Origin of the sequence: Pseudomonas sp. SMN5, from assembly GCF_052041925.1 — a bacterium.
Lineage (GTDB): Bacteria > Pseudomonadota > Gammaproteobacteria > Pseudomonadales > Pseudomonadaceae > Aquipseudomonas.
Map to the genome: position 1 here is coordinate 130,230 of NZ_JBKGGX010000010.1, position 23,214 is coordinate 153,443.

18 protein-coding genes are annotated in these 23,214 nt (G+C 60.9%); 10 read left to right on the forward strand and 8 right to left on the reverse strand.

What is annotated here, in order from left to right; translation table 11 throughout:
* Positions 1 to 31 precede the first annotated feature (31 nt).
* The 3 genes from ACLEJR_RS12310 to ACLEJR_RS12320 are packed head-to-tail and all read left to right on the forward strand — an operon-like array spanning position 32 to position 3,718.
* Positions 32 to 1,684, forward strand: coding sequence for an acyl-CoA synthetase (locus ACLEJR_RS12310; protein ID WP_440814233.1), 1,653 nt, complete (start codon positions 32 to 34; stop codon positions 1,682 to 1,684).
* A 55-nt stretch (positions 1,685 to 1,739) separates the two neighbouring features.
* Complete coding sequence (locus tag ACLEJR_RS12315; RefSeq protein ID WP_440814235.1) at positions 1,740 to 2,063, forward strand: DUF485 domain-containing protein; 324 nt, start codon at positions 1,740 to 1,742, stop codon at positions 2,061 to 2,063.
* Positions 2,060 to 3,718: a cation acetate symporter gene (locus tag ACLEJR_RS12320; protein ID WP_440814237.1), complete on the forward strand. Its 1,659-nt coding sequence runs from the start codon at positions 2,060 to 2,062 to the stop codon at positions 3,716 to 3,718. The genes ACLEJR_RS12315 and ACLEJR_RS12320 overlap by 4 nt, the downstream gene beginning before the upstream one ends.
* 108 nt (positions 3,719 to 3,826) lie before the next feature.
* Here ACLEJR_RS12320 and ACLEJR_RS12325 read toward each other — a convergent pair whose 3' ends face one another.
* From ACLEJR_RS12325 to ACLEJR_RS12355, 7 genes are all read right to left on the reverse strand, one after another.
* Positions 3,827 to 5,080 (reverse strand): diaminobutyrate--2-oxoglutarate transaminase, encoded by a 1,254-nt coding sequence (locus ACLEJR_RS12325; protein ID WP_440814239.1) that lies wholly within the window; start codon positions 5,078 to 5,080, stop codon positions 3,827 to 3,829.
* 44 nt (positions 5,081 to 5,124) lie between these two features.
* Entirely contained in the window at positions 5,125 to 6,549 is a 1,425-nt protein-coding gene (locus ACLEJR_RS12330) for a gamma-aminobutyraldehyde dehydrogenase (protein WP_440791800.1), read from the reverse strand.
* Between the two features lie 78 nt (positions 6,550 to 6,627).
* Positions 6,628 to 7,959, reverse strand: coding sequence for an APC family permease (locus ACLEJR_RS12335; protein WP_440814241.1), 1,332 nt, complete (start codon positions 7,957 to 7,959; stop codon positions 6,628 to 6,630).
* 12 nt (positions 7,960 to 7,971) lie between these two features.
* Positions 7,972 to 9,129, reverse strand: coding sequence for an iron-containing alcohol dehydrogenase (locus tag ACLEJR_RS12340; protein WP_440814243.1), 1,158 nt, complete (start codon positions 9,127 to 9,129; stop codon positions 7,972 to 7,974).
* A 192-nt stretch (positions 9,130 to 9,321) separates the two neighbouring features.
* Positions 9,322 to 10,197, reverse strand: a complete 876-nt coding sequence (locus ACLEJR_RS12345) for an alpha/beta fold hydrolase (protein WP_440814246.1) — start codon at positions 10,195 to 10,197, stop codon at positions 9,322 to 9,324.
* Entirely contained in the window at positions 10,194 to 11,720 is a 1,527-nt protein-coding gene (locus ACLEJR_RS12350; protein WP_440791807.1) for a flavin-containing monooxygenase, read from the reverse strand. Before ACLEJR_RS12350 ends, ACLEJR_RS12345 begins: the two co-directional genes overlap by 4 nt.
* 381 nt (positions 11,721 to 12,101) lie before the next feature.
* Complete coding sequence (locus ACLEJR_RS12355) at positions 12,102 to 12,683, reverse strand: TetR/AcrR family transcriptional regulator (protein ID WP_440814248.1); 582 nt, start codon at positions 12,681 to 12,683, stop codon at positions 12,102 to 12,104.
* A 379-nt stretch (positions 12,684 to 13,062) separates the two neighbouring features.
* On the opposite strand from ACLEJR_RS12355, the gene ACLEJR_RS12360 reads away from it, so the two are divergent.
* From ACLEJR_RS12360 to ACLEJR_RS12390, 7 genes are all read left to right on the forward strand, one after another.
* Positions 13,063 to 13,950: a phytanoyl-CoA dioxygenase family protein gene (locus ACLEJR_RS12360; RefSeq protein ID WP_440814251.1), complete on the forward strand. Its 888-nt coding sequence runs from the start codon at positions 13,063 to 13,065 to the stop codon at positions 13,948 to 13,950.
* Between the two features lie 186 nt (positions 13,951 to 14,136).
* Complete coding sequence (locus ACLEJR_RS12365; protein ID WP_440791812.1) at positions 14,137 to 14,352, forward strand: hypothetical protein; 216 nt, start codon at positions 14,137 to 14,139, stop codon at positions 14,350 to 14,352.
* 155 nt (positions 14,353 to 14,507) lie between these two features.
* Positions 14,508 to 15,155 (forward strand): hypothetical protein, encoded by a 648-nt coding sequence (locus ACLEJR_RS12370; protein ID WP_440814362.1) that lies wholly within the window; start codon positions 14,508 to 14,510, stop codon positions 15,153 to 15,155.
* Positions 15,156 to 15,626: 471 nt separating this feature from the next.
* On the forward strand, positions 15,627 to 17,048 hold the full coding sequence (locus ACLEJR_RS12375; protein WP_440814252.1) for a DUF1329 domain-containing protein: 1,422 nt from the start codon (positions 15,627 to 15,629) through the stop codon (positions 17,046 to 17,048).
* Positions 17,049 to 17,072: 24 nt separating this feature from the next.
* Positions 17,073 to 18,719 carry a DUF1302 domain-containing protein gene (locus tag ACLEJR_RS12380; protein ID WP_440814254.1) on the forward strand — a complete coding sequence of 549 codons (1,647 nt, stop codon included), beginning with the start codon at positions 17,073 to 17,075 and terminating at the stop codon, positions 18,717 to 18,719.
* Positions 18,720 to 18,727: 8 nt separating this feature from the next.
* The gene (locus ACLEJR_RS12385; protein WP_440814256.1) at positions 18,728 to 21,142 is read left to right on the forward strand and encodes an efflux RND transporter permease subunit; all 2,415 of its coding nucleotides are present in this window, start codon (positions 18,728 to 18,730) and stop codon (positions 21,140 to 21,142) included.
* A 10-nt stretch (positions 21,143 to 21,152) separates the two neighbouring features.
* Positions 21,153 to 22,115 (forward strand): WD40/YVTN/BNR-like repeat-containing protein, encoded by a 963-nt coding sequence (locus ACLEJR_RS12390; protein ID WP_440814259.1) that lies wholly within the window; start codon positions 21,153 to 21,155, stop codon positions 22,113 to 22,115.
* Between the two features lie 135 nt (positions 22,116 to 22,250).
* Here ACLEJR_RS12390 and ACLEJR_RS12395 read toward each other — a convergent pair whose 3' ends face one another.
* The gene (locus ACLEJR_RS12395; RefSeq protein WP_440814261.1) at positions 22,251 to 23,120 is read right to left on the reverse strand and encodes a phytanoyl-CoA dioxygenase family protein; all 870 of its coding nucleotides are present in this window, start codon (positions 23,118 to 23,120) and stop codon (positions 22,251 to 22,253) included.
* Positions 23,121 to 23,214 lie beyond the last annotated feature (94 nt).

Below are 23,214 nucleotides of genomic sequence, written 5' to 3' on the forward strand. Positions count from 1 at the left end.
ACCTGAGCAATGTGTCGATGAGGTTCCTGCCATGATGGTTCCTACCCTCGAGCACGACCTGGCTCCGAATGAAGCCAACCATGTTCCGCTGTCGCCGCTGTCGTTTCTCAAGCGTGCCGCGAAGGTGTACCCGCAGCGCGATGCGGTGGTCTATGGCGCCAGGCGCTACAGCTACCGCCAGTTGCACGAGCGCAGCCGCGCCCTGGCCAGCGCCCTGGAGCGGGTCGGCGTGCAACCGGGCGAACGGGTGGCGATGCTGGCGCCGAACATCCCCGAGATGCTCGAAGCCCACTATGGCGTGCCCGGTGCCGGGGCGGTGCTGGTATGCATCAACATCCGCCTGGAGGCGCGCAGCATCGCCTTCATCTTGCGTCATTGCGCGGCCAAGGTGCTGATCTGCGACCGTGAGTTCGGTGCCGTGGCCCACCAGGCACTGGCCATGCTCGATGCACCGCCGTTGCTGGTGGGCATCGACGATGAACAGGCTGAGCGCGCCGACCTGGCCCTTGACCTGGACTACGAAGCTTTTCTGGCCCAAGGCGATCCCGGGCGGCCGCTGAGTGCGCCGCAGAACGAATGGCAGTCGATCGCCATCAACTACACATCCGGGACAACGGGTGACCCCAAGGGCGTGGTTCTGCATCACCGCGGCGCCTACCTCAACGCTTGCGCCGGGGCGCTGATCTTCCAGTTGGGCCCGCGCAGCGTCTACCTGTGGACTTTGCCGATGTTCCATTGCAACGGGTGGAGCCATACCTGGGCGGTGACCCTGTCCGGAGGGACGCATGTGTGTCTGCGCAAGGTCCAGCCTGACGCGATCCACGCCGCGATCGCCGAGCATGCCGTCACTCACCTGAGCGCAGCGCCGGTGGTGATGTCGATGCTGATCCACGCCGAACATGCCAGCACGCCTCCCGCTCCGGTATCGGTGATCACCGGCGGCGCCGCGCCGCCCAGCGCGGTCATCGCCGCGATGGAGGCACGCGGCTTCAGCATCACCCACGCCTACGGCATGACGGAAAGCTATGGCCCCAGCACGCTGTGCCTGTGGCAACCGGGTGTGGACGAGTTGCCGCTGGAGGCCAGAGCCCAATTCATGAGTCGCCAGGGCGTCGCCCACCCGATGCTTGAAGAGGCCACGGTGCTGGACACCGATACCGGCCGCCCGGTCCCGCCCGACGGCCTTACCCTGGGCGAACTGGTGGTGCGTGGCAACACCGTGATGAAAGGTTACCTGAACAATCCGGAAGCCACCCGCAGCGCGCTGGCCAATGGCTGGCTGCACACGGGCGACCTGGCCGTGCTGCACCCGGACGGGTACGTGGAAATCAAGGACCGGGCCAAAGACATCATCATTTCCGGGGGCGAGAACATCAGCTCGCTGGAAATCGAGGAAGTGCTTTACCAGCACCCCGAGGTGATGGAGGCCGCGGTGGTGGCGCGTCCGGATGCGCGCTGGGGCGAGACCCCTCACGCCTTTGTCTGCCTGCGCGTTGGTGCGCTGGCCACCGTCACGGAGGGCGATTTGATCCGCTGGTGCCGTGAGCGCCTGGCGCACTTCAAGGCGCCGCGCCATGTGTCGTTCACGGAGTTGCCCAAGACCGCCACCGGCAAGATCCAGAAGTTCGTCCTGCGCGAGTGGGCCCGGCAACAGGAGGTGCAGACTGCCGATACCGAGCACTGATCGACTTGCAGCACCTGTACACCCATAACAACAAGTACATTGATCGAGGTGTCCCATGTCCAGTCCGTTGTATGCACGTGTTCGCGCCAATGTCCGGTTCCAGCAATTGGTGGCGCGCAGAAACCGTTTCACCCTGAGCCTGTTCCTGCTGATTCTGACCACGTTCTATGCCTACATCGGGTTGGTGTCGTTCTGGCCCGAGCTGATTGCCAGGCGCCTGGCCCAGGGGTCGAACATGACCGTCGGCGTTGCGGCCGGCGCGTTTGTGTTCGTGTTTTTCTGTGCGTTGTCGGCGTTCTACGTGTACCGGGCCAACGGCGAGTTCGATCGCCTGACGCAGGCGCTGGTCGCCGGGCTGGAAGAGGAGCAGGGCGCATGAAGAAACTACTGCCTCTGGCTTTGTTGCTGCACTCCGGCCTGTTGTTCGCTTCGCCTGCGCTCGACGCGGGTCAGCGTCAGCCGCTCAACCTGCCTGCCATCGGCATGTTCATGGTGTTTGTGCTGTTCACCTTGTGCATCACCGGGTGGGCGGCGCGGCGCACCCGCTCGACGGCGGATTTCTACAGCGCCGGCGGCGGCATCCTGGGCTGGCAGAATGGTCTGGCGCTGGCCGGGGACTACATGTCCGCCTCGACGCTGCTGGGGATCACCGCGCTCATCTACAGCTCCGGAATGGATGGCTATATCTACCTCATTGCCTTCTTCGCGGGCTGGCCGGTGTTACTGCTGTTGATGACCGAGCGGCTGCGCAATCTGGGCCGCTTCACCTTCGCCGACATCACTTCGTACCGCCTCGACCAAGGCAAGGTGCGCACCATGGCCGCCATCGGCTCGCTGACCGTGGTGTGTTTCTACCTGGTGGCGCAGATGGTCGGGGCTGGGCAGTTGATCAGGCTGCTGTTCGGCCTGGACTACCACATCGCTTTGGTGATCGTCGGTGCGCTGATGATGCTGTATGTGACCTTCGGCGGCATGGTGGCGACCACCTGGGTGCAGATCATCAAGGCATTCCTGCTGCTGATCGGCGGCTCGCTGGTGTTGTTCCTGGCGATGCGCGAGTTCGACTTCAGCTACGACACGCTGGTCAGCCAGGCCATGGATGTCCACACCCTGGGCGAACGTTTGCTGGCGCCCGGTAGCCTGCTGGCGGACCCGTTGACAGCCCTGTCACTGAGCCTGGGACTGGTGTTCGGCACGGCGGGGCTGCCGCATATCCTGATGCGCTTCTTCACCGTGAGCGATGCCCGTGAGGCGCGCAAGTCGGTGCTCTATGCCACCGGATTCATCGGCTACTTTTTCAATGTCATTTTCCTGCTGGGCCTGGCGTCGATCGTGATCGTCAGCCAGCAGCCGCAGTTCTTCGAAGGCGGGCAGGTGGGCGGCAAGCTGCTGGGCGGGGGTAACATGGTGGTCATGCACCTGGCCCAGGCGGTAGGCGGCAACCTGCTGCTGGGCTTCCTATCTGCCGTGACCTTCGCCACCATCCTGGCCGTGGTGTCAGGCCTGGCCCTGGCCGGGGCGTCCGCCATTGCTCATGATCTGTATGCGCGGGTGATCAGGAAAGGCGCAGCCAGCGAGTCGCAGGAGCTGCGGGTAACCAAGCTGGCCACCCTGGCCCTCGGGCTGGTGGCAATAGCCCTGGGCATCGTGTTCGAAAACATCAACGTGGCCTTTATGGTCGCGCTGGCCTTCGGGATCGCGGCTTCGGCCAACTTCCCGGTGCTGTTCCTGTCGATGTTCTGGTCGGGTCTGACCACCCGCGGCGCGTTGGCCGGTGGCTACGTCGGGTTGCTCAGCGCCATGGGCTTCGTGGTGTTCTCCAAACTGGTGTGGGTGGATGTGTTGCATTTCGCCGAGCCGTTGTTCCCCTATACCCAGCCTGCGCTGTTCTCCATGCCGCTGGCGTTTGCGGTGGCGTATGGCGTTTCCCGGCTGGACCGGAGTGTGCGGGCCAAAGCCGAGAGGGCCGCCTTCGCCGACCAGTTCGTACGGAGCCAGACCGGCCTTGGCGCCAGCGGTGCGGTGGATCACTGAAATGCAAGCGCGCTGGAGGATGAGTGCCAGTGGCCAGTTGTCGACTGCATGTTATGAGCCTGCCGTGCGGCGCTTGTATTGATAAGGCCGCACGGCAGGTCCATGCAGTTACTGGCTCAGGGCTGCCGCGACCGACTCACCGAAGGCTTGCAGGCCTTCTTCGAGTTGCTCGGTCGGGGTGTTCACCGGTGGCATCAGCTTGATGATTTCGCCGTTCGGGCCGCAGCGGTCGACCAGCACACCCGCCTGCAGCACACGCTGCTGGGCATTCTTGGCGAATGCGACGTTGCCGCGACCGAAGTCGATACCGGCGATCATGCCGCGACAGCGCGCGGAGGCGACGCCAGGAATTTCCGCGAAACCGGCGACCGCGCGCTCCATGGCCGCGCAGTTGGTGGCCAGCAACTTCAGGAACGACTCATCGCGCCAATAGCCGAGCGCGATCTGGGCCGTCAAGAAGGCCAGTTGGTTGCCGCGGAAGGTGCCGATGTGATCGCCGGGTTGCCATACATCGAGCCCGGCGCGAATCAATACGATCGCCATCGGCAGGCCGAAGCCGCCGATCGATTTGGCGCAGGTGATCAGGTCCGGCTCCACGCCTGAGCGCTCGAAGCCGAAGAAGTCACCGGTCCGACCGCAGCCGGCCTGGATCTCGTCACAGATGAGCAGCACGTCGTGATCGCTGGTCCACTTGCGCAAGCGCTGGAGCCAGTCGTTGGAGGCGGCATAGACGCCAGCCTGGATCTGCACGGACTCGACGATCACCGCCGCCGGCAATTCCGAGCCACTGCCCTGATCGTTGGCCAGACGTTCGAGAAAGCCAATGCTGTCGAATTCACCGTAGGGGCTGTCTTCGTAGGGCACGAACACCACATCGGTACAAAGCCCAGGGCCGCGGCGAGTACGATTGCCGGTGACGGCCAGGGCACCGGCCGTCATGCCATGGTAAGCCCCGTAGAACGACACGATCTTGGTGCGTCCCGTCGCCTTGCGCGCCAGCTTCAACGCCGCCTCGACGGCATCGGCTCCGGTCGGGCCGGTGAACTGCACTTTGTAGTCCCAGCCGCGTGGCTTGAACAAGTCACGCTCGATCGCCTCCAGGAACTGGCGCTTGGTGGTGGTGTGCAGATCGAGGGCGTGGGTCACACCGTTGGACGACAGATACGCGATCAGGGCATCGCGCATGCGCGGTTCGTTGTGGCCATAGTTCAGGGCGCCGGCGCCGGCGAAGAAGTCCAGGTACTCGCGGCCGTCTTCACCACGGATCTTGCTGCCCTGAGCGGTATCGAACACCAGCGGCAAGTCACGGCAGTACATCCGCACGTTGGATTCGAGCCTCTCGAACGTTTCTATGTTGTTCATGCATTACCTCGTCAATTGATCTGGGCTACGTGGGCTTGGGGCGGTCAGTGCTTGAACATCACGTGGCGCACCACGGTGTAGTCTTCCAGCCCGTACATCGACAGGTCCTTGCCGTAGCCGGACAGCTTCACCCCGCCATGGGGCATTTCGCTCACCAGCATGAAGTGGGTGTTGACCCAGGTGCAGCCGTATTGCAGGCGAGCGGCCAAGCGATGGGCGCGACCGACATCGGCTGTCCACACCGATGAGGCCAGGCCGTAGTCCGATTCGTTGGCCCAGGCCAGTGCCTGGGCTTCGTCTTCGAATTGCGAAACCGTCACCACCGGGCCGAAGATTTCCCGACACACCACCTCGTCCTCCTGCGTGGCGCCGGCCAGCACCGTCGGCTCGAAGAAGAACCCGCCACCCGCAGCGCGCTTGCCGCCGGTGACCACCTCGATGTGAGGCAGCTCCCTGGCGCGGTTGACAAAGCCCTCGACACGCTCCAGGTGCTCTTGGGTGATGAGCGGGCCCATCTCGGTCGTCGGGTCATCCTGAAGCCCGCACTTGATGCTGGACACGGCTTCGCCGAGCTTGCGCACGAACTCCGGGTAGACCGACTTCTGCACATAGAGACGGCAGGCAGCGGTGCAGTCCTGGCCGGCGTTGTAGAAGCCGAAGGCGCGAATGCCTTCAACGGCTGCATCGATGTCGGCATCGTCGAAGATCAACACCGGGGCCTTGCCGCCGAGCTCCATGTGCATCCGTTTGACGCTGTCGGCAGTGCCTTCGATGATGCGGCTGCCGGTGCGCACGGAGCCGGTCAGCGACACCATGCGCACCTGGGCGTGGCTGGTCAGTGGTTCACCGACCGAAGCGCCGCGGCCGTGGACGATGTTGACCACGCCGGCGGGGAAGATCTCGGCGAGCAGCTCGCCCAGCTTCAAAGTGCTCATCGGGGTGTGTTCCGAAGGTTTGAGCACGACGGTGTTGCCGCCGGCCAAGGCCGGACCGAGTTTCCATGCGGCCATCAACAGCGGGTAGTTCCACGGTGCGATGGAGGCGACTACGCCCACCGGGTCACGGCGGATCATCGAGGTGTGGCCCGGAATGTACTCCCCCGCCGCCGAGCCTTGCAGGCAGCGCACGGCGCCAGCAAAGAAACGGAACACGTCCGAGACGGCGGGTAGTTCGTCTTGCAGCACGGCGGTGAATGGCTTGCCGCAATTGTCCGCCTCCAGGCGAGCGAACACCGGCGCCTGGGCGTCGATCCTGTCAGCGAGTTTGAGCAGCAATGCCGAGCGGTCTTTGGGCGGCGTTTGGGACCACGCCTCAAACGCCGCATCTGCGCTTTGCACCGCGGCGTGAACCTGCGCGCGGCTCGCCTCGACGGTCTGCACCAGGACACTGCCCAGGGAAGGGTTGTACACGGCGAGGTCATCGCCTTCGCCGGCCACCAGGGCGCCATTGATCAGAAGTTTGGTTTGCATATCGATTCTCACCGTTAAAAGGCACGCCAGAGGCCTGCCCCGTGGTTGTTGTCGGAGTGTTCGAATGAAGGGCGATCGCTACACCAGCGTGTCAGGTACCGGATAGCGGAAGAAGCTGGTCCGGCACGCCAGATAAACCGCACCCAGGCTGAGCCAGATACAACCCATGATCAGGGCGTCTTTATCCAGACTGGCGAGCATCCAGCCGGCCGTGACCAGACCGATGAGTGGGAAGAGCACACCGCGCAGCAAGCCGGCCCCGTCCTTGACGCGGACATCGAAGGTGAGGCGCAGCGCACACAGGTTGACTGCGGTGAAGGCGAGAAAAGCGCCGAAGTTCACCAGGGATGTGGCGGTGGCGATCGTCAGGCCAAAACCGGCGGTGCCAAAAATGCCGCAAAGCAGAATGTTGAAAACGGGTGTCTTGTAGCGAGGGTGCAATGCACCGAACAACTTGCGCGGCAGTTGGTTGTCCCGGCCGAGGGCATACAGCAGCCGACCCACGCTGGCCTGAAACGACATCCCCGCAGCGAAGTGAGCGATGATGATGCCCGCCAGGACCACAGCGAAGAACAGGTCGCCGCCGATCATGCGGGCGATCTCGAAGGCAGCCCCGTCTACAAGCTCGAACATGGGGGAGGGGTGCGCCAGGTGCATGAAATACGAAGAGCCGACATAGACCGAGCCGCCGATCAACGCGACCAGCAGGATGGCGCGCGGTAGCGTGCGGCCCGGATCATGGGTTTCCTCACTGAGCGTGGACAGTGCGTCGAAGCCCAGGAACGAGTACGCGGCGATGGCGGCGCCGGCCATGCTGGTAGAGAAGGGCACGTCCTGATTGAAGAACGGCCTGGCCGACAGGAGTCCGCCAGGGCCGTTGACCGCGACGATGTAGTGCATGCACAGGCCGATGAACACGACGATGATGGCCAGTTGCGCGACCATCAACAGCACGTTGAAGCGGTTGGCGACCTGGATACCCAACACATTCAGCAGCGAGGTGGAGACGATGAACCCGGTGATCCACATCCACTGCGGCACTTCTGGAAACGCCATGTTGAGGTAACTGGCGCCGAGCAGCCAGATCAGCATCGGGATGAAGAAGTAATCGAGCAGGGCCGCCCAGCCCACCATGAAGCCGAGGTTAGCGCTCAGCATCTTGCGGGTGTAGGTGTAGGCCGAACCGGCGACCGGAAACACCTTGACCAGCCGGCCGTAGCTTAGCGCCGTGAACACCACGCCGGTCGCCGCGATGAGATAGGCCATCGCCGTGGTGTTCCCACTGGCCTGCGTGATCACGCCATAGGTGCCGAAGACGATCAACGGGGCCAGGAATGCCAGGCCGAACAGCAGCACCGAAAACGAGCCCAGGGTGCGCTTCAATGAAGCGCCAGGGATTGATCCGCTCATGACTGACAGCCCTCACGCGACGAAGTGGTAAGCAGTGGCGACGATTTCACGGTAGGTTTGCACGGTCATCTCCTTGGCATTGCTGCCGTCGGAGAAGTTCTTCTTCGACTTTTCGGCGATGGCCAGGAAGTCTTCCTCGCACACGCCTTTCACCTCGGCGAAGCGGGGAATACCCAGGTCCTTGCTCATCTGGAACAGGTAGCCGACAGCCGCCTCGGCGGCATCGACAGGCGAGAGGTTGGGGTCGATCCCCAACGCATAGGCGACCTGTGCGTGACGGCTGATATCGGCATCGCGGTTATGGCCGAACACAAACGGCAGGAAGATCGCATTGCCCACGCCGTGCGGCGTGTCGTACATGCCACCGATGGCTTCGGAGATGCAGTGCACGCTACCAACGTCCGCGTTGCCGAAGGCCATGCCGGCGATCAGGCTGGCCACCAGCATTTGCTCGCGGGCATGCAGGTTGCCAGGCTCCAGCACGGCAGGCTTGAGGTGTTGGCTGATGAGGCGGATGGCGTGCAGTGCGAGGCCGTCGCTGATCGGGTTCGACACGCGGCAGGTGTAGGCTTCGATGGCGTGGGTGAGGGCATCCATGCCGGTTGCGGCGGCAATCGGCGCGGGTAGCGTGTCGAGAATATGGGAGTCGAGCAGTGCCAAAACAGGGCCCACCCGGTAATCCTGAACGCTCATCTTGAAATGGCGGACCGTGTCGGTGATCACCGAGAAACAGGTCACCTCGCTGCCGGTGCCCGCGGTGGTCGGGATGGCGACGATAGGTGCAATGGCATGCTTAAGGGTGAAAGAACCCTCGTAGTCTTCGATCCGGCCCTCGTGGGTCAGCAGCAGGCTGATGGCCTTGGCCGCGTCCATCGCGCTGCCGCCGCCCACGGCCAAAAGGCCATCGATGCCTTTGCCGCGGTACAGTTGCGCCGCCTGGTTGATGTCCTCGCTGCGCGGGTTTGCTTTCACATCCGCGATTTCATCGAACGAGATGCCCGACTGTTCCAGGCTGGCATAGACGCTGGTCAACAGGCCTGCCGCCTTCACCCCGGCATCGGTCACGATCAGGATGCGCGTCAGCCCGAGTTCCCGCAGATGTTCGCCCGTGCGCTCGCGCAGGCCAGGTTCCATCACGATTCTGGTGGGGAGTAAAAACTTGAATTCCATACATACCTCTTGCTCAGTTGTTGTCATTGTCGAAGGGCAGTGGAGGAGCATTGCGCCAGGCCGTGGTAGCAGCGCAGGCGTGTTTGAAGCTGGAATATTGTTATTTTGTGGGCGGGTGAAACGTGTTGCGCGAAGCCTCGTGGAATAAAAAGAGGGGCGGCCAAGCAACACGCCCCTAAAAGAGTGATTGCGCTAGCGCATGTGCCCTGCCAGCAGGGACAGCAGCGTGCCGGACAAGCAAGGCGGGAAGTCGTGTCCCATCCCGGGCAGCAGCACCAGGCTGGATCCACGGATCGCTGCCGCCGTGGCGTAACCGCCGCTGGTGGCGACCATGAGATCGTTATCGCCATGGATGACCAGGGTGCGGCAACGAATCCGCTGCAGTTCCTGGGTGCGGTCGCCGGAATTGATGATTGCGCCGATCTGCCTGGCGGTGCCGATGTTGCCGGCCTCGCCACCGCCTCGTTCCCAGGCCGATAGGGCGTACTCCCGGAAGCCGGGCTCATTCCACTCGAGGGTCGAACCTATCAGGCGCATGATGTCCAGGTAGTCGCGAAGGCTTTCCTGCTCACTGCGCGGCGGGCGGCGCAGTAACTGCCGAATAGCCTTGAACGCGGGCTGACCTACGCGCAGGGATCCGGTGGTCGAGAAGATCGAAGTCAGGGTCCTGACCCGCTGTGGGAAACGGGCGGCGAGCGTCTGGGCAATCATGCCGCCCATCGACATTCCCACCACGTGCGCGGTTTCCAATTCCAAGCCGTTCATGAGGCCTATCACGTCAGTGGCCATGTCACCCAGGTCATAGCCGGGGGTGCGCTTGCGCAAGAATTGCTGCATCGACGTGGGAGGCACGACGTTGGTGCAGAAAGACCGACCCGAGTCGCGGTTGTCCAGCGTGATGACTCGAAACCCTTGCTCGACAAGGCCGGCGATGATCGGCTGTGGCCAATAGATCAACTGCAACCCCAGCCCGACGATAAGGATGACCGCAGGCGCCGTTTCAGGCCCGTGGCTGCGATAGCAAAGGGTGCGCTTGCCTGGCAGTTCGCAGAAGCGATCAGTGTTCATTGACCGCTACCTTGTTGCTGCAGTTCGACCTGCGCGCGCAAGGGCGCGCTGGGTACCGAGGAGAACCCCAGGCACTTGTCAGCCACAGTGCCACGACGCAGGAGTTTGACGTCGCGGAAATAATCCATCGACATCACCCAGGGCTCGCTGGGCCCCTGGCGCGGCATGCTGTCCAAGGCGCGTTGCACATAGCCGGCACCGAAATCCAGTAGAGGGCGGGTCTCTATCCCTTCTGGCGCCTGAGGCTCGCAGACGTTATAGCCGTGGCTGTCCATGAAACCCAGCAAGCGACAGAAGTGGTCGCACAGCAGGCAGACTTTCAGGGTCCAGGAGGAGTTGGTGTAGCCCACCGCGAACGCGAAGTTAGGTACACCGGAGAGCATGGTTCCTTTGTAGGCCAGGGTCTCACTCAGCACCACAGGCTTTTCATCCTTGTACAGGCTGATTCCCCCGAACATCTGCACATTCAGCCCAGTGGCTGTAATCACGATGTCTGCTTCCAACGTTTTGCCGGACTTGAGCAACACGCCGGATTCGGTGAAACGCTCGATATGGTCGGTGACGATGTCAGCCTTACCCATGCTTATCGCCTTGAACAGATCGCCTTCGGGAACCGTGCACAAGCGCTGATCCCAAGGGTTGTAGGGCGGATTGAAATGCACGTCGACCGGATAGTCTTTCGGCAGCTCCTTGCGCGTGAGCCACAGGAGCAGTTTGCGTGAGAGCTTGGGGAAGCGCTGGCAGAAAGCCCAGAAGGCCAGGGTAATCCTAGCGTTCTTGTAGCGCGTCAGGGAGTAAGCGGCCTGCTCGGGCAGGACCTTGCGCAGAAACGCCGCAACCGCATCATTGGCGGGCTGGTTGATAATGTAGGAAGGCGTACGCTGCAGCATCGTGATGCTGGAAACTTTATCCGCCATCGCCGGGATCAGGGTCACCGCTGTCGCGCCGCTGCCGATCACTACGACACGCTTGCCCGTGTAATCCAGGTTCTCCGGCCAGTGTTGCGGATGGACGATCTGTCCCTTGAACTGTTCGGTCCCCTCGAAGCGCGGGCTGAACCCTTGCTCGTACTGGTAGTAACCGCCCGCGCTGAACAGCCAGCGACATTCGATGATACGGACTTGCCCTGTGTGACCATCCTGCACCCGCACTGCCCACAAGCCTTTGTCCGATTGCCAGTTCGCCGAGACGACTTTCTGCTTGTACTGGATGAGAGACGCCAGCTCATACTCGTCGACCGCTTCACGCAGGTATTCGAGAATGTCTGCGGCGTCCGCCAGGGATTTCGCCTTGGTCCAGGGCTTGAAGTCGAAGCCGAAAGTGTACAGGTCCGAATCGGAACGGATGCCTGGATAGCGAAACAAGTCCCAGGTGCCGCCCATTCGTTCACGGGATTCGAGAATCGTAAACGTCTTGTGGCGCTGATGGCGGCGCAGATACGCGGCCGCGCCGATGCCAGACACACCGGCTCCCATAATCAATATATCGAGTGGCTCCACCGGAAGAGCAGTGTGCGAGGACATAGTGCCTCCTATTATTGTGTTATAGAGACTGATCTTCTGACTTGATCATTTGACCATGATGATGTGATCAATAGGTCGAGGCAAGGTGCAAAATGCACCTCGAAGTAATTTATTTGGGACGATTTAAACTTTCCGCTCGCAAAGACGCTGACCTCCACCCGCTGTCGCTGAATCCGTAATCAAGCGAGGGGAGTAGAGGCGGCTAGCTGGGCTGCGTGACTTGGGAGGGGCATTTCACGCCAGGCGACTCAAGGACTTCGAGTCGCCATGAAAGCGGTTTGGCAAGAGATGCGCGCGGCAGGATGCGGCAGTTCGCCTGGCTATGAACTGAATCGTCGGATTGCCGTGTCACACCGGAGCACGGCACATCCGGATGGCGTCTCAGTAGCTGGCCACCAGCAGCTTGACGGCCTGGCAGGCGGTCTCGGTCTCAGCTTCCAGGCGCTCGGGATCGCCGTGGGCGGTCCAGGCGAGCAGCAAGCCATCGAAGAGGTTGATGAGCAGTCGACTGACGGTCATCAGTGCAGTCTGATCCAGCGCATCGCCAGTCGCCTTCTGGACGGCCTGCTGAGTCGCTTCGATAGAAACGGTATAGATCTTCGCTGCCATTTCCGGGTCGTTGCGCAGGTTCCAGAAGAAGAGTTCGAACTGGGTGATGGCCCGTTCGGGATGTGCGATGAACCATTTGACCAACTGGCGCAGCATTTCCCCGACCGACTCCGCGGGGTTGGCGCCTGCCGGAGGATGCAGCAGCGATTGCTGCGGCATGTTGATCAGGGACTCGTAGACCGCATAGAACAACTCTTCCTTGGTGTGAAAAACATAATGCAGCGAGGCCAGCGGCGAACCTGCCGCCGCCGCGATGCGTCGCGTCGTGGCGTTGGCTACGCCGTGTTCCGCGATCACCTTGATGGTCGCTTCAATGAAATCCTGCCTGCGCTCTTCCGCGCCTATCCGAGCCATTCAGCGTTCTCCCCTTTCGGCGTTGCACCCTCCGCCGGGTCCGGCGTCGGCGGTGACGAATGCTATCGCAAAGTCTTTTCCCGATCCATGAGATGAGCCGATGAACCCCATTCCTTTCGCGGGGCCGCAGCCGGTGTCAGGAGGGAGGTTGAACGCCGGATCTCACCTTGACGGACGTCGCGACGGTGCCGTTGGAAAATTTAAGATCAAACGACTTGATCAAATGACCATATTCATGAATCATGACCTCGCCGAGCAGCTGATACCCGGCCTTGGTAGCGCTAGAAGCGGGGCAATGGTGATTGGCGCCCGGTCGGACGAGCCGGTTGCCCAGGCTCGCTGGATAGAAAAATGATAAAACCAGACAGGTAGAAGGCAGATGGATACACGAAAACTCTCGACAGTCAGCGGTGATGCGTCGGTCGAACAGGTGGTGGAAATCATTCGGCGCGACGGCGGGGTCATCATTGCCGATTTCGTCTCGCCGGAGACGCTCAAGTGCCTCACCGAAGAGCTGGACACCTACCTCAATGCCACGCCTTGCGGAGAGGACCCTTATTTCGCAGGCACGCAAACCCGGCGTGTCGCTCGCATCATCGGGCGAAGCGATACGGCGGTGCAGGTTGCACTAAACCCGTTGTTCCTCGGGGCAGCGAAGCAGATCCTGCAGACACCTACCCATGTCTGGGTGGGCAGCGACCGCATCGAGATGGCGCCTGACATCCAACTCAGTATTACCCAGGCCATTCAGATCGGGCCGGGGCAAGGCCTCCAGCCGCTGCACCGCGACGATGCCACCTCGCTGTGGCGACATCCGCAGTTCGGGCGCGAGGCCCGCCTGCAAATCATGCTGGCCATCTCGGACTTCACGGAACAGAACGGTGCCACGCGCGTTATTCCGGGCAGTCACCAATGGGATGACGAGCGCATGCCGACCCAGGAAGAAACCATCGCCGCTGAGATGAAGGCTGGCTCTGCGCTGCTGTGGCTGGGGTCGGTCTATCACGGCGGTGGCGCCAATACCACGTCGTCTCCTCGTACTGGCCTGACCATGGCGTACGACTTGGCCATCCTGCGCCTCGAAGAAAATCACTTCCTGTCCATTCCCATTGAGCGGGTGCGCCAGCTCCCCGCAGAAATGCAACGCCTGCTGGGCTGGAGTGTGAGCTCCACGTTGCTGGGCTGGGTGGAACTCGATGGCCAGATGCGAGACCCGCAAGCGCTCTTGGACATGCCTGCTTTTTCCGAGCCGGGAAAAGGGTTCTGACGATCTTGAGCTGCCATGAAGCGACCCATGTTGGGTGCAACGCTCTATGGAAATATCACTCAGCCCGCAGTGGTTGGAGTTGTTGAAATTTCGCAGCGGCATGGATGGGGGACTCTGTTTTCAGAGTTCGTGCAGTCTGCCGCGTATTGAATTCTGCCCGACAGGGCACAACCAAGGAGACAGTACATGGCGTACTCAATCGAATCGAAAGTGGGTGAGTTGCTGGACAACGTCAATACAAGCCAAGTCCTCGAAAAGCACTTGCCCGGTATCAATAAACATCCGCAGATCGGCATGGTCCGGGGTTTCGCTTTGGTAACCGCGGCGAAATATTCCGGCGGGCTGATTTCTCAAGACGCACTAGACAAAATTGATAGCGACCTGAGGTCTTTGGCCAGCTGATTACGGCAGGGATTCTGACCTGCTCGTACAAGCACAATGACTGATGCAGGTCAAATAACTCAGCACGCACGCTAATCAGACGTTTGTCTTACGGGCAAGTGCAGAACAACGACGCGACCTTATTGACAGGGGCTGTTATCGTGGAACTTATAGAAGTGAGTGTCCTGGCCGCCTGTGTGCTGCTAATGAGCTGCGGTCTGTATTATGGGGTGGCATTCATCAGGCGAAGAAACTATCTGATTGGCGGAGAGTTTCTGATCGTAGGAATATCGGCAACGAATTTCATGGTTTTCATCGTTACGGGTTGGTTGGCTAATTATAATGTCGCCATGTATCTCGATGCCTTTTCCAGAGGAATTGGAATTCCTATTATTGCAACGCTTGGCTTGATGGCCGTAACGCATAGTTACAAGCCTTCCGTGACGAGTGACATCATATTGTTCCTGGCTGGTTTTGCGATCGCAGCCGTTTACTTCCTATCCAGTTCATTCAAAGCGCTTCTCCCATATTTTTATGTGGTGATGTGGTTGGCTTACACGGCGTACCTGGCTTATTTTGTTTGGCTACTGGTCCGGGCCAGAGAGCTTGAGCATGCGTTTGCCACCACCCTGAGTGGTGTGGCTGGACTGACGATAGCCTTGCGATATGATTTCTTTCCAATTCCGGGTGACGACACAAAGATGGTATTCATGACCTTTGCTTTCTTGACATGGTCGTACTCGATTGCTCAGTCGTTTTATGCTTATGGTGCACTTCAGCGTTCTAGAAACAACTCAACTGAGGCATTGCTTGTCTGTCGTTAGATCAAGCAAAGGCGCTACGTATGATGCTGTTTCGTTGATCTAAAACTCCAAGTCGGGCCCTGGCCCTGCTTCTTTACCGCCTCCAGGGGCGGTTTTTTTTTATTGGAAATGATGACCCATTTTCATGATTGGCAATATGCAGTGAAAAAGTAAAACCTGTCGCAACAAGTTCGCCGACTTGTCAGGGGCGCGGATAACTAACCGGCGCGCCATGGAAGGGCAATTAGGGGTAACACCTGTTCCTTTATTTCCCATTAACTTAAAAACACTCAATCAACTTAAATCGCTACTAGCGACTAACTAACTGATTTATCTGACTTAATCGCTCTAGGAGAACTTCTGGCATGTCGCTTGCTTTATGATCATCTGACATGGTCAATTGATCATGTCAGATGATCAGCTTGCGTTAGGCGCCACTTTCCATGGGAAGGTCGGGTAGCCGGTGCAGGCCCTTTGTTCGAGGAGCCTCTAATGAAAAAAGTATCTACATGGCAGGAAGTCGACGTGCCCGCCCGCCGTATTTTCAGGCAGCTGCTGGCTACATTCGCGGTATCGACCGCGATCTGTTCGGCACAGGCTGCGCCCCAGGGGACCGAAGCGTTGGGTTCGAAGCTGACGCCGCTGGGCGGCGAGGTGGCCGCAAATTCAAGCGGGAATATCCCGGCCTGGAGAACTCCGGAGCCGCAAGGGGAGGGTTGGAGCTATGGACAGGTGCGCGGTGAGCATTGGAAGTTCAAGGGCGACAAGCCCCTCTACAGTATCGACTCAAGCACGGTGGCGCAGCACGCGAGCAAACTGTCCCCAGCTCAGCTCGAACTGTTCAAGAAAATCCCGGGTTACCGCATGGACGTCTACCCAACCCGCCGAACCTGCGGCGTACCGGATTTCGTAGCTGAGAATACTCGGCAGAACGTTGGTTTCGCCAAGCTCGACGCCACCGGGCTTGCCCTCGAAGAGGCTCATGTCCCAGGCATCCCGTTTCCTCTCCCGACCACCGGCGCGCAGGTCATGTGGAACATGAAAATGCGCTACCGCGGTGTAGGTGTCGAAATTCCGAAAAGCATCTCAGGAATTTCGCCGCGCAAGGGCGGGGAATGGTTGCGCCAGTCGACCGACACCTTCTTTTTCACGCCGTGGGGAAAGAAAGGCAATGCACTGTTTTCGTCCGTTGGCCGTCTGGAGAACGCGACGTTTTCCAGTTACCAGGAGCCAGCGGCGCTGGCCGGCCAGGCTGGGGTGCAGACATCGGTAGCCGGCGAGCAGGCCACGACGTTCTACTACTTTCCCGGTCAGCGCCGGGTGAGGCGCATGCCGTCTTATTCCTACGACGCTCCGCAGATCGGGCTCGACAACCAGTACACCGTCGACGAGGCGAATGTCTTCTTCGGCGCCATGGACCGCTTCGATTGGAAACTGATCGGCAAGCAGGAACTGCTGGTGCCATACAACGCCTTTGGTGCCTATGACACCACAGCCAAGGTGGAAACCTTCGCCGGCAACGATTCCATCGCGCCGCAATCGCGTCGCTATGAACTGCATCGCGTCTGGGTCGTCGAGGCCAATGTTCGCCAGGGCATGCGCCACCAGGCGTCCAAGCGCCTGTTCTATGTCGACGAGGACAGCTGGAACCCGTTGTTGGCCGTTGACTATGACAAGCAGGGGCAGATCTGGAAAGTACGTGAAGGGTTCTCGATCCCCGTATACGAGACCGGTGCGTGCGATGTGCAGGCGCAGGTCCAGTACAACCTGGTCGATAGCCGTTACCTCTTCGACATGACCACCATCGGCGCGGGCAAGAACGATATCCGCTGGCTCACCGAAGACAGTGGCAACCCTCGCCTGAAACGCGACTTCTTCACCTCTGACAACCTGCGTGCCATCAGCGAGCGTTAAGCCCACGCCAGATCGAGAGGCAACATGAAAAAAATAATATCTAAAGCGTCAGGCCTTGCCATCGTGTGCGCAACCCCGCTGGCAATGGGGTTCACATTTGAAACCGAAACCCTCAATGGCTCCTTCGACTCCACGATCAGCGCAGGCTTGGGCGTGCGCACCGAGTCGCGGGGCTGCAACCTGATCAACCAGGGGCCAACCGGGCACAACGTACCCTCCGGCTGTCTGGCGCAAAGCTCCGGCGTGGCTGACCAGGGCGATCTGAACTACGATCGCGGCGACCTGTTCACCAACTATCTCAAGGGTACCCATGAGCTGTTGCTGAAGATGCCCGAAGACGTCACCTTCATGGCTCGTGGCACCTGGATCCGCGATTTCGCCGCCACCGATACCACTGGCACGCTGTCGTTCAACACCCCTGAGCGCGTAGGCGGCAACGGGCTGAGTGACGACGCGCGCGAGGACCTCGCCTTCAAGGCTCGTCTGCTGGACCTATGGGTGAGCAAAGGTTTCGACGTGGGCGAGCAGCGGGTGCGAGCACGCTTGGGTAACCAAGTGATCAACTGGGGCGAAAGCCTGTTCGTGGCCGGCGGTATCAACAATACCAACGCCTACGACTACCAGGCCTTGGCGCGCCCCGGCGTGCAGCTCAAGGAGGCCGTGTTGCCGGCGCCGATGCTCAGTGTCGCTTCGGGCCTGGGTTCGGGCGTCAATGTCGAGGCCTACTATCAGTTCCGCTGGAACAAGAGCGAGTTGCCGCCGGTGGGCAGCTACTGGTCCACCAACAACGCGCTGGGTGAGGGCAGGGGGGACTACGGGTTCTCCGAGAAGCAAGCCCGCGACAGCGGCCAGTGGGGTCTTTCGCTACGCTGGCAACCGGAGGACAGCGACATCAATTACGGTCTCTACGTGATGCGTTACCACGACAAGTTGCCGTCATTGCGCGTCGCCATTCTTGACCCGAATACCTTCGCCGCGGCCCCGACCTGGGAATATCAGGAAGACCGGATGATGTATGGCATCAGCGCGAACATGCCGGTCGGTGACTGGGCTGTCGGTACGGAGCTTTCGTACCGACCGAAGGACTCCGTCATGCTCAACCCGGCCATCGACCTGTGCTCCGGCAATGGCGGAAAATGCTGGAAAGACGAAAAGAAATTCCAGTGGCACCTCACCGGCCTTTACAGCTTCACGCCTTCGAACTCCTCGGAGTTCCTCGATTTCACCGCAGCCAGCACGGGCACTTTGCTGACCGAGCTGGTGGTCATCAAGTACCCAGGGCTGCATGACAAGGTCAATGGCGAGCCGCTCGCCGCAGGGCTCAATACCTGGCAACTGGACCCCGCGACAGCGCCCAAACCTCGGGGCGACAAGACCTCATCAGGTATCAACCTCGATTTCAGCCTGACCTATGACGGCACCTTGCTGCCAGGGTGGCAGGTCACGCCAGGTGCCTTCTATTCGCGCTCCCTGGGAGGCAGAACGCCGAACCTCAGCGCCACCTTCACCGAGGACGCGAGCAGCATGAATCTCTACTTGAATTTCGTACGAAACCCAGCCAGTTGGCAGGTTTCCCTCAACTACGCGAAGTTCATGGGTGGCGATACGCCTTATGACCAGCTGTATCGTGACCGCGATTATGTCGGCATCGCGATCTCCCGCACCTTGTGAGGCCTGCCGTGAACGGTTCTGTAAAACTATCTGAAGCCCCGGCACGTGGCCTGTTGTCACGCGTCGAGGGTGTGTTGTTCGGGCATCGTAGGTTGGTGCTGGCGAGCCTGGCGGTGTTCACGTTGTTCATGGGCTGGTTCGCCGTGCAACTGCGCATGGATGCCGGTTTCGAAAAGCAATTGCCGGTCGGCCACGAATACATCAAGACATTCGAGGCCTACCGCAACGACCTGATGGGGGCGAACCGCCTGACTCTAGTGGTCAAGGCCCGACAGGGCGATATCTGGAACGCCGCAGGGTTGAAGCGCCTGTATGACGTCACCCAGGCGTTGACCTTCCTGCCGGGCGTGTCGCGCAGCAGTGTGCGTTCTCTGTGGACACCCAATGCCTTCGTCAATGAAATCACCGAAGAAGGTTTTCGCGCCGATCCGCTGGTACCGGGTACGGTTTCCCCGGAGCACCTGGACGACCAGACCATCGCGACGATTGCCGACTCCACAGCCCAGGGCGGCTTCATCGGCACGCTGGTTTCTCGTGATCAGCGCAGCGCGATGATCACGGTAGAGCTCAATGAGTTCGATGCCAAGGGCGACCATCTGGACTATGTCGAGTTCAACCACAGGCTGGAGAAGGAGATCCGCCAGCAATTCGAGGATGACGCATTCGAAATCCAGATCATCGGGTTCGCCAAGCAGATCGGCGACATCGCAGACGGCGCTTCAGCCGTGCTGGAGTTCTGTTTGCTGGCGCTGCTGCTGACGGCGGGAGCGGTGTACTGGTATTGCCACTCGCTGCGCTTCACTTTGCTGGCGCTGGTCTGTTCGCTGGCCTCGCTGGTCTGGCAGTTCGGCAGTCTGCGCCTGTTGGGGTACGGCCTGGACCCGCTGGCGGTCCTGGTGCCCTTCCTGGTTTTCGCCATCGGGGTCTCCCATGGCGTGCAGCAAATCAACTTCATCGTTCGCGAGATCGTGATCGGCAAGAGCGCCGAAGCGGCGGCGCGCTCAAGCTTCACCGGCTTGCTGATCCCTGGAACCCTGGCGCTGGTGACCGCATTGGTTTCCTTCGTGACGCTGCTGTTGATCCCGATTCCGATGGTGCAGGAGCTAGCAATCACGGCATCCCTTGGCGTCGCCTACAAGATCGTCACCAACCTGGTGATGCTGCCGTTGATGGCGTCTTTGCTGCGCGTGGATGACAAGTACGCGGCCGCGCAGGAAGTTTCCCGACAGCGCCGGTCCCGCTGGCTACGAGGCCTGGCTCGTCTCGCCGAACCGCGCAGGGCGCAGTGGGTGCTGGGCGTGGCCCTGGTGGTCTTTCTGGTCGCGTTCTGGCAAAGCCATGACCGCGTCGTTGGCACGCTGCAGGCGGGTGCGCCAGAGTTGCGCGAAGACTCGCGCTTCAATCGCGACGCCGTCGCCATCGCCAGCAACTACGACATCGGTCTGGACTGGCTCAGCGTGGTGTTCGAAGTCAATCGAGATACCGCTGGGCAAGACAGTCAAGTGGCCTGTGAGGATGTTGCCCTGGGCCAATACCAGGATCGCTTCGTGTGGGCGATGCAGGGGGTGCCCGGCGTCCTCTCGGTCGCGTCCTTCTCCACCACCATGCGCCAGTTCAACGAGGGCTACAACGAAGGCAACCCGAAGATGGCGGCCGTACCCATTGACCCGATGAACTACGCCGCGCTGGCCACCGAGGTTGCGCGCACGCCCGGGCTGATGCGTACCGACTGCAGCATGTCGGCCGTGCACCTGTACCTGGCCGATCATAAGGCGACGACCATCAACAGGGTGGTGGAAGCCGCCAAGGCGCTGCGCAGCGAGTATCCGATGCCGGGCATTTCGGTTCGCCTCGCCTCAGGCAATGCCGGTGTCCTGGCCGCTATCAACGAAGAGGTGGAAAAAAGCGAAACCCCGATGCTGCTTTACGTCTATGCCGCCATCGCACTGCTGGTTTTCGCTGTGTATCGCGATTGGCGAGCGGTCCTGGTGTGCTGCCTGCCATTGACCATCGGTACGTTCATTGGCTACTGGTTCATGAAGGAACTGCAGATCGGCCTGACCATTGCCACTTTGCCGGTGATGGTGCTGGCGGTGGGCATTGGCGTCGATTACGCCTTCTACATCTACAACCGTCTGCAGTTGCACCAGGCCCATGGTCAGTCGATCACCAAGGCCGTCGAGTACGCGCTGCTGGAGGTGGGCGTCGCGACCATTTTCACCGCCATCACCCTGGCAGTCGGCGTTGCCACGTGGGCGTTCTCGGAGCTCAAGTTCCAGGCCGACATGGGCAAGCTGCTGGCCTTCATGTTCATCGTCAACATGGTCATGGCCATGACTGTGCTGCCCGCTTTCGCCGTCTGGCTGGAGCGGGTGTTCCCGCGCAAGCGCCCCGTGCGCCTGATCGGCGCGCTGCTGCACTGAGGAGACAAGCATGAAATTGAGGATTTCATTTACCGCGGCCTTACTCGCTGCCGCGTTGCCGTTGATGTCCGTCCATGCTGCGCCGTTGCAAGCAGTGCCGGCCGCACAGGTGAGCAACGCCACGCAGGCCACCGTCCTGGCCGCTGGTTGGGCCGGGGAACGCATGGTTGGCGTTGGCGACCACGGTGTTGTGTTGCTGTCCGATGACCAGGGCAAACAGTGGCGCCAGGCACGCTCGGTGCCGCTGTCCACTCCGTTGACGGGGGTGTCGTTCGTGGACGCCAGGCGCGGGTGGGCGGTAGGTCACTGGGGCGCGATCCTGGCCACCACCGATGGCGGAGAATCCTGGCAGATCCAGCGGCTGTCCACCGAAGAAGACCGGCCCCTGTTCGCCGTGCACTTTTTCAATGCCCGGCAGGGCGTTGCGGTAGGCCTGTGGTCGTTGGTGCTGACCACCGAAGATGGGGGCCGGACGTGGGCCGAGCAGGCGGTTCACGCACCGCCCGGGGCCACGCGGGCCGACCTTAACCTGATAGGGCTGTTTGCCGACGGCCGCGGCACGCTTTACGCCACCGCTGAGCATGGGCAGGTGCTGCGTTCCGACGACCACGGGAAAAACTGGCGTTACCTGGACACCGGTTACGAAGGCACCCTGTGGTCGGGCGCGGTACTGGCCGATGGACGTCTGCTGCTGGGTGGCCAGCGTGGCACCCTGTTGCAGGGCTCTGCCGATGGCAAGCGTTTTCGCAGAGTACCCACTCAAAGCAAGGGCTCTGTCACCGCCGTCGCGGTAGCGGGTGCTCAAGTGCTGGCGGTCGGCCTGGACGGGTTCAGGGTTCAGAGCAGTGATGGTGGGCACAGTTTCGAGCAAATGCAGTCGGCTGACGGCCTCTCGCTGACGGCGGCGCTGTTCAACGCCGATGGCATACCGGTTCTGTTTTCACGTCGTGGGGTCATGCCCCATCCAGAATGAAGGGCTGGCCGGGAGGTATCTACCGGCCATCGGTCCAGAGGCCAAGCATCGCAAACCGATGCCTGGCCTCCTTGCCTGGCTGGGCATTTGAGTGATCGTCGCACCTTCAGGTAGACAAGCCGGCGGGGGAGTTTTCTAGAGTTGGAGGTAGTCTGCGAGGTCGGCGTAGTTATGTTGCCACAGGCCCGGGCTGCCATTGGGGTACTGAGAGCGGAAGCCGAGGATCTTCTGAACGCGTGGAGCGAGCGTTCTGACCAGCTCGAGCGGCACGATCAACGGGTAGGCTTCTTCAGGCGTGATGATCGAAGCCTGCATCGGTATGGTCAGCCCGCGACGGTAGTCGTCAGCGGTCACGTTGGCCCCGCCACCGTGAACGACTTTCCCGCCGAACAGCAAGGCATCCCCTGCTTTCAGCAGGGCAGGGATCGTCATCTCCGGCGTGCCCACATCGTCGAAGTTTTCCCAATCCTGGCTCCCAGGGATCAGGCGCGTGGCGCCGTTTTCCTCGGTGAAGTCGGTGAGCGCCAGCATCAGGTTGGTGATGGCGCGTGGCGCGCGTCTGTTCATGGCCACGAACGGTTGGTACTGCGCCATGTCGCGGTGCAGCATTTGTGCTTTGTTGCCCGGGCCGATCTCGATCAACTGGGCCGTGGTCAGCCACCAGTCACCGCATTCGGGGGCGTACAGCACGGTCCCCAATTCGTGAAAGAGGTCGTCATCAAGGATTTCCTCACGAAAAGTCTTGCTGTGGGTGACGAGGTTGGTCAGCCGTTTGGTTTGATGGCCATGGAACTCGGCGATCAGCTCGTGCTCGTGCTTGGAGCCGGCATCGAGCGCGGCCAGGGGGGCGTCCAGTTCATGGTTGATCCGTTCGACTTGTTCGAGGGTCATGAAGTTGCGGATGATGACCGCACCTGCTCCGTCGCTCAGTTGCGCAATCTCTTGCGCTGAAGTCGAGCGGGTTACAACGGGCAGGCTGGGTAAGGTATCGCGAGAGGCTGACATTGAAGCACTCCAGATTGAAAGAACGGTTGGCGCAGGCGGGTTGATGTCTGGTCAACGGGCATCGGCGAGCAGGCCCGCTTGCACTGCGCTAAAC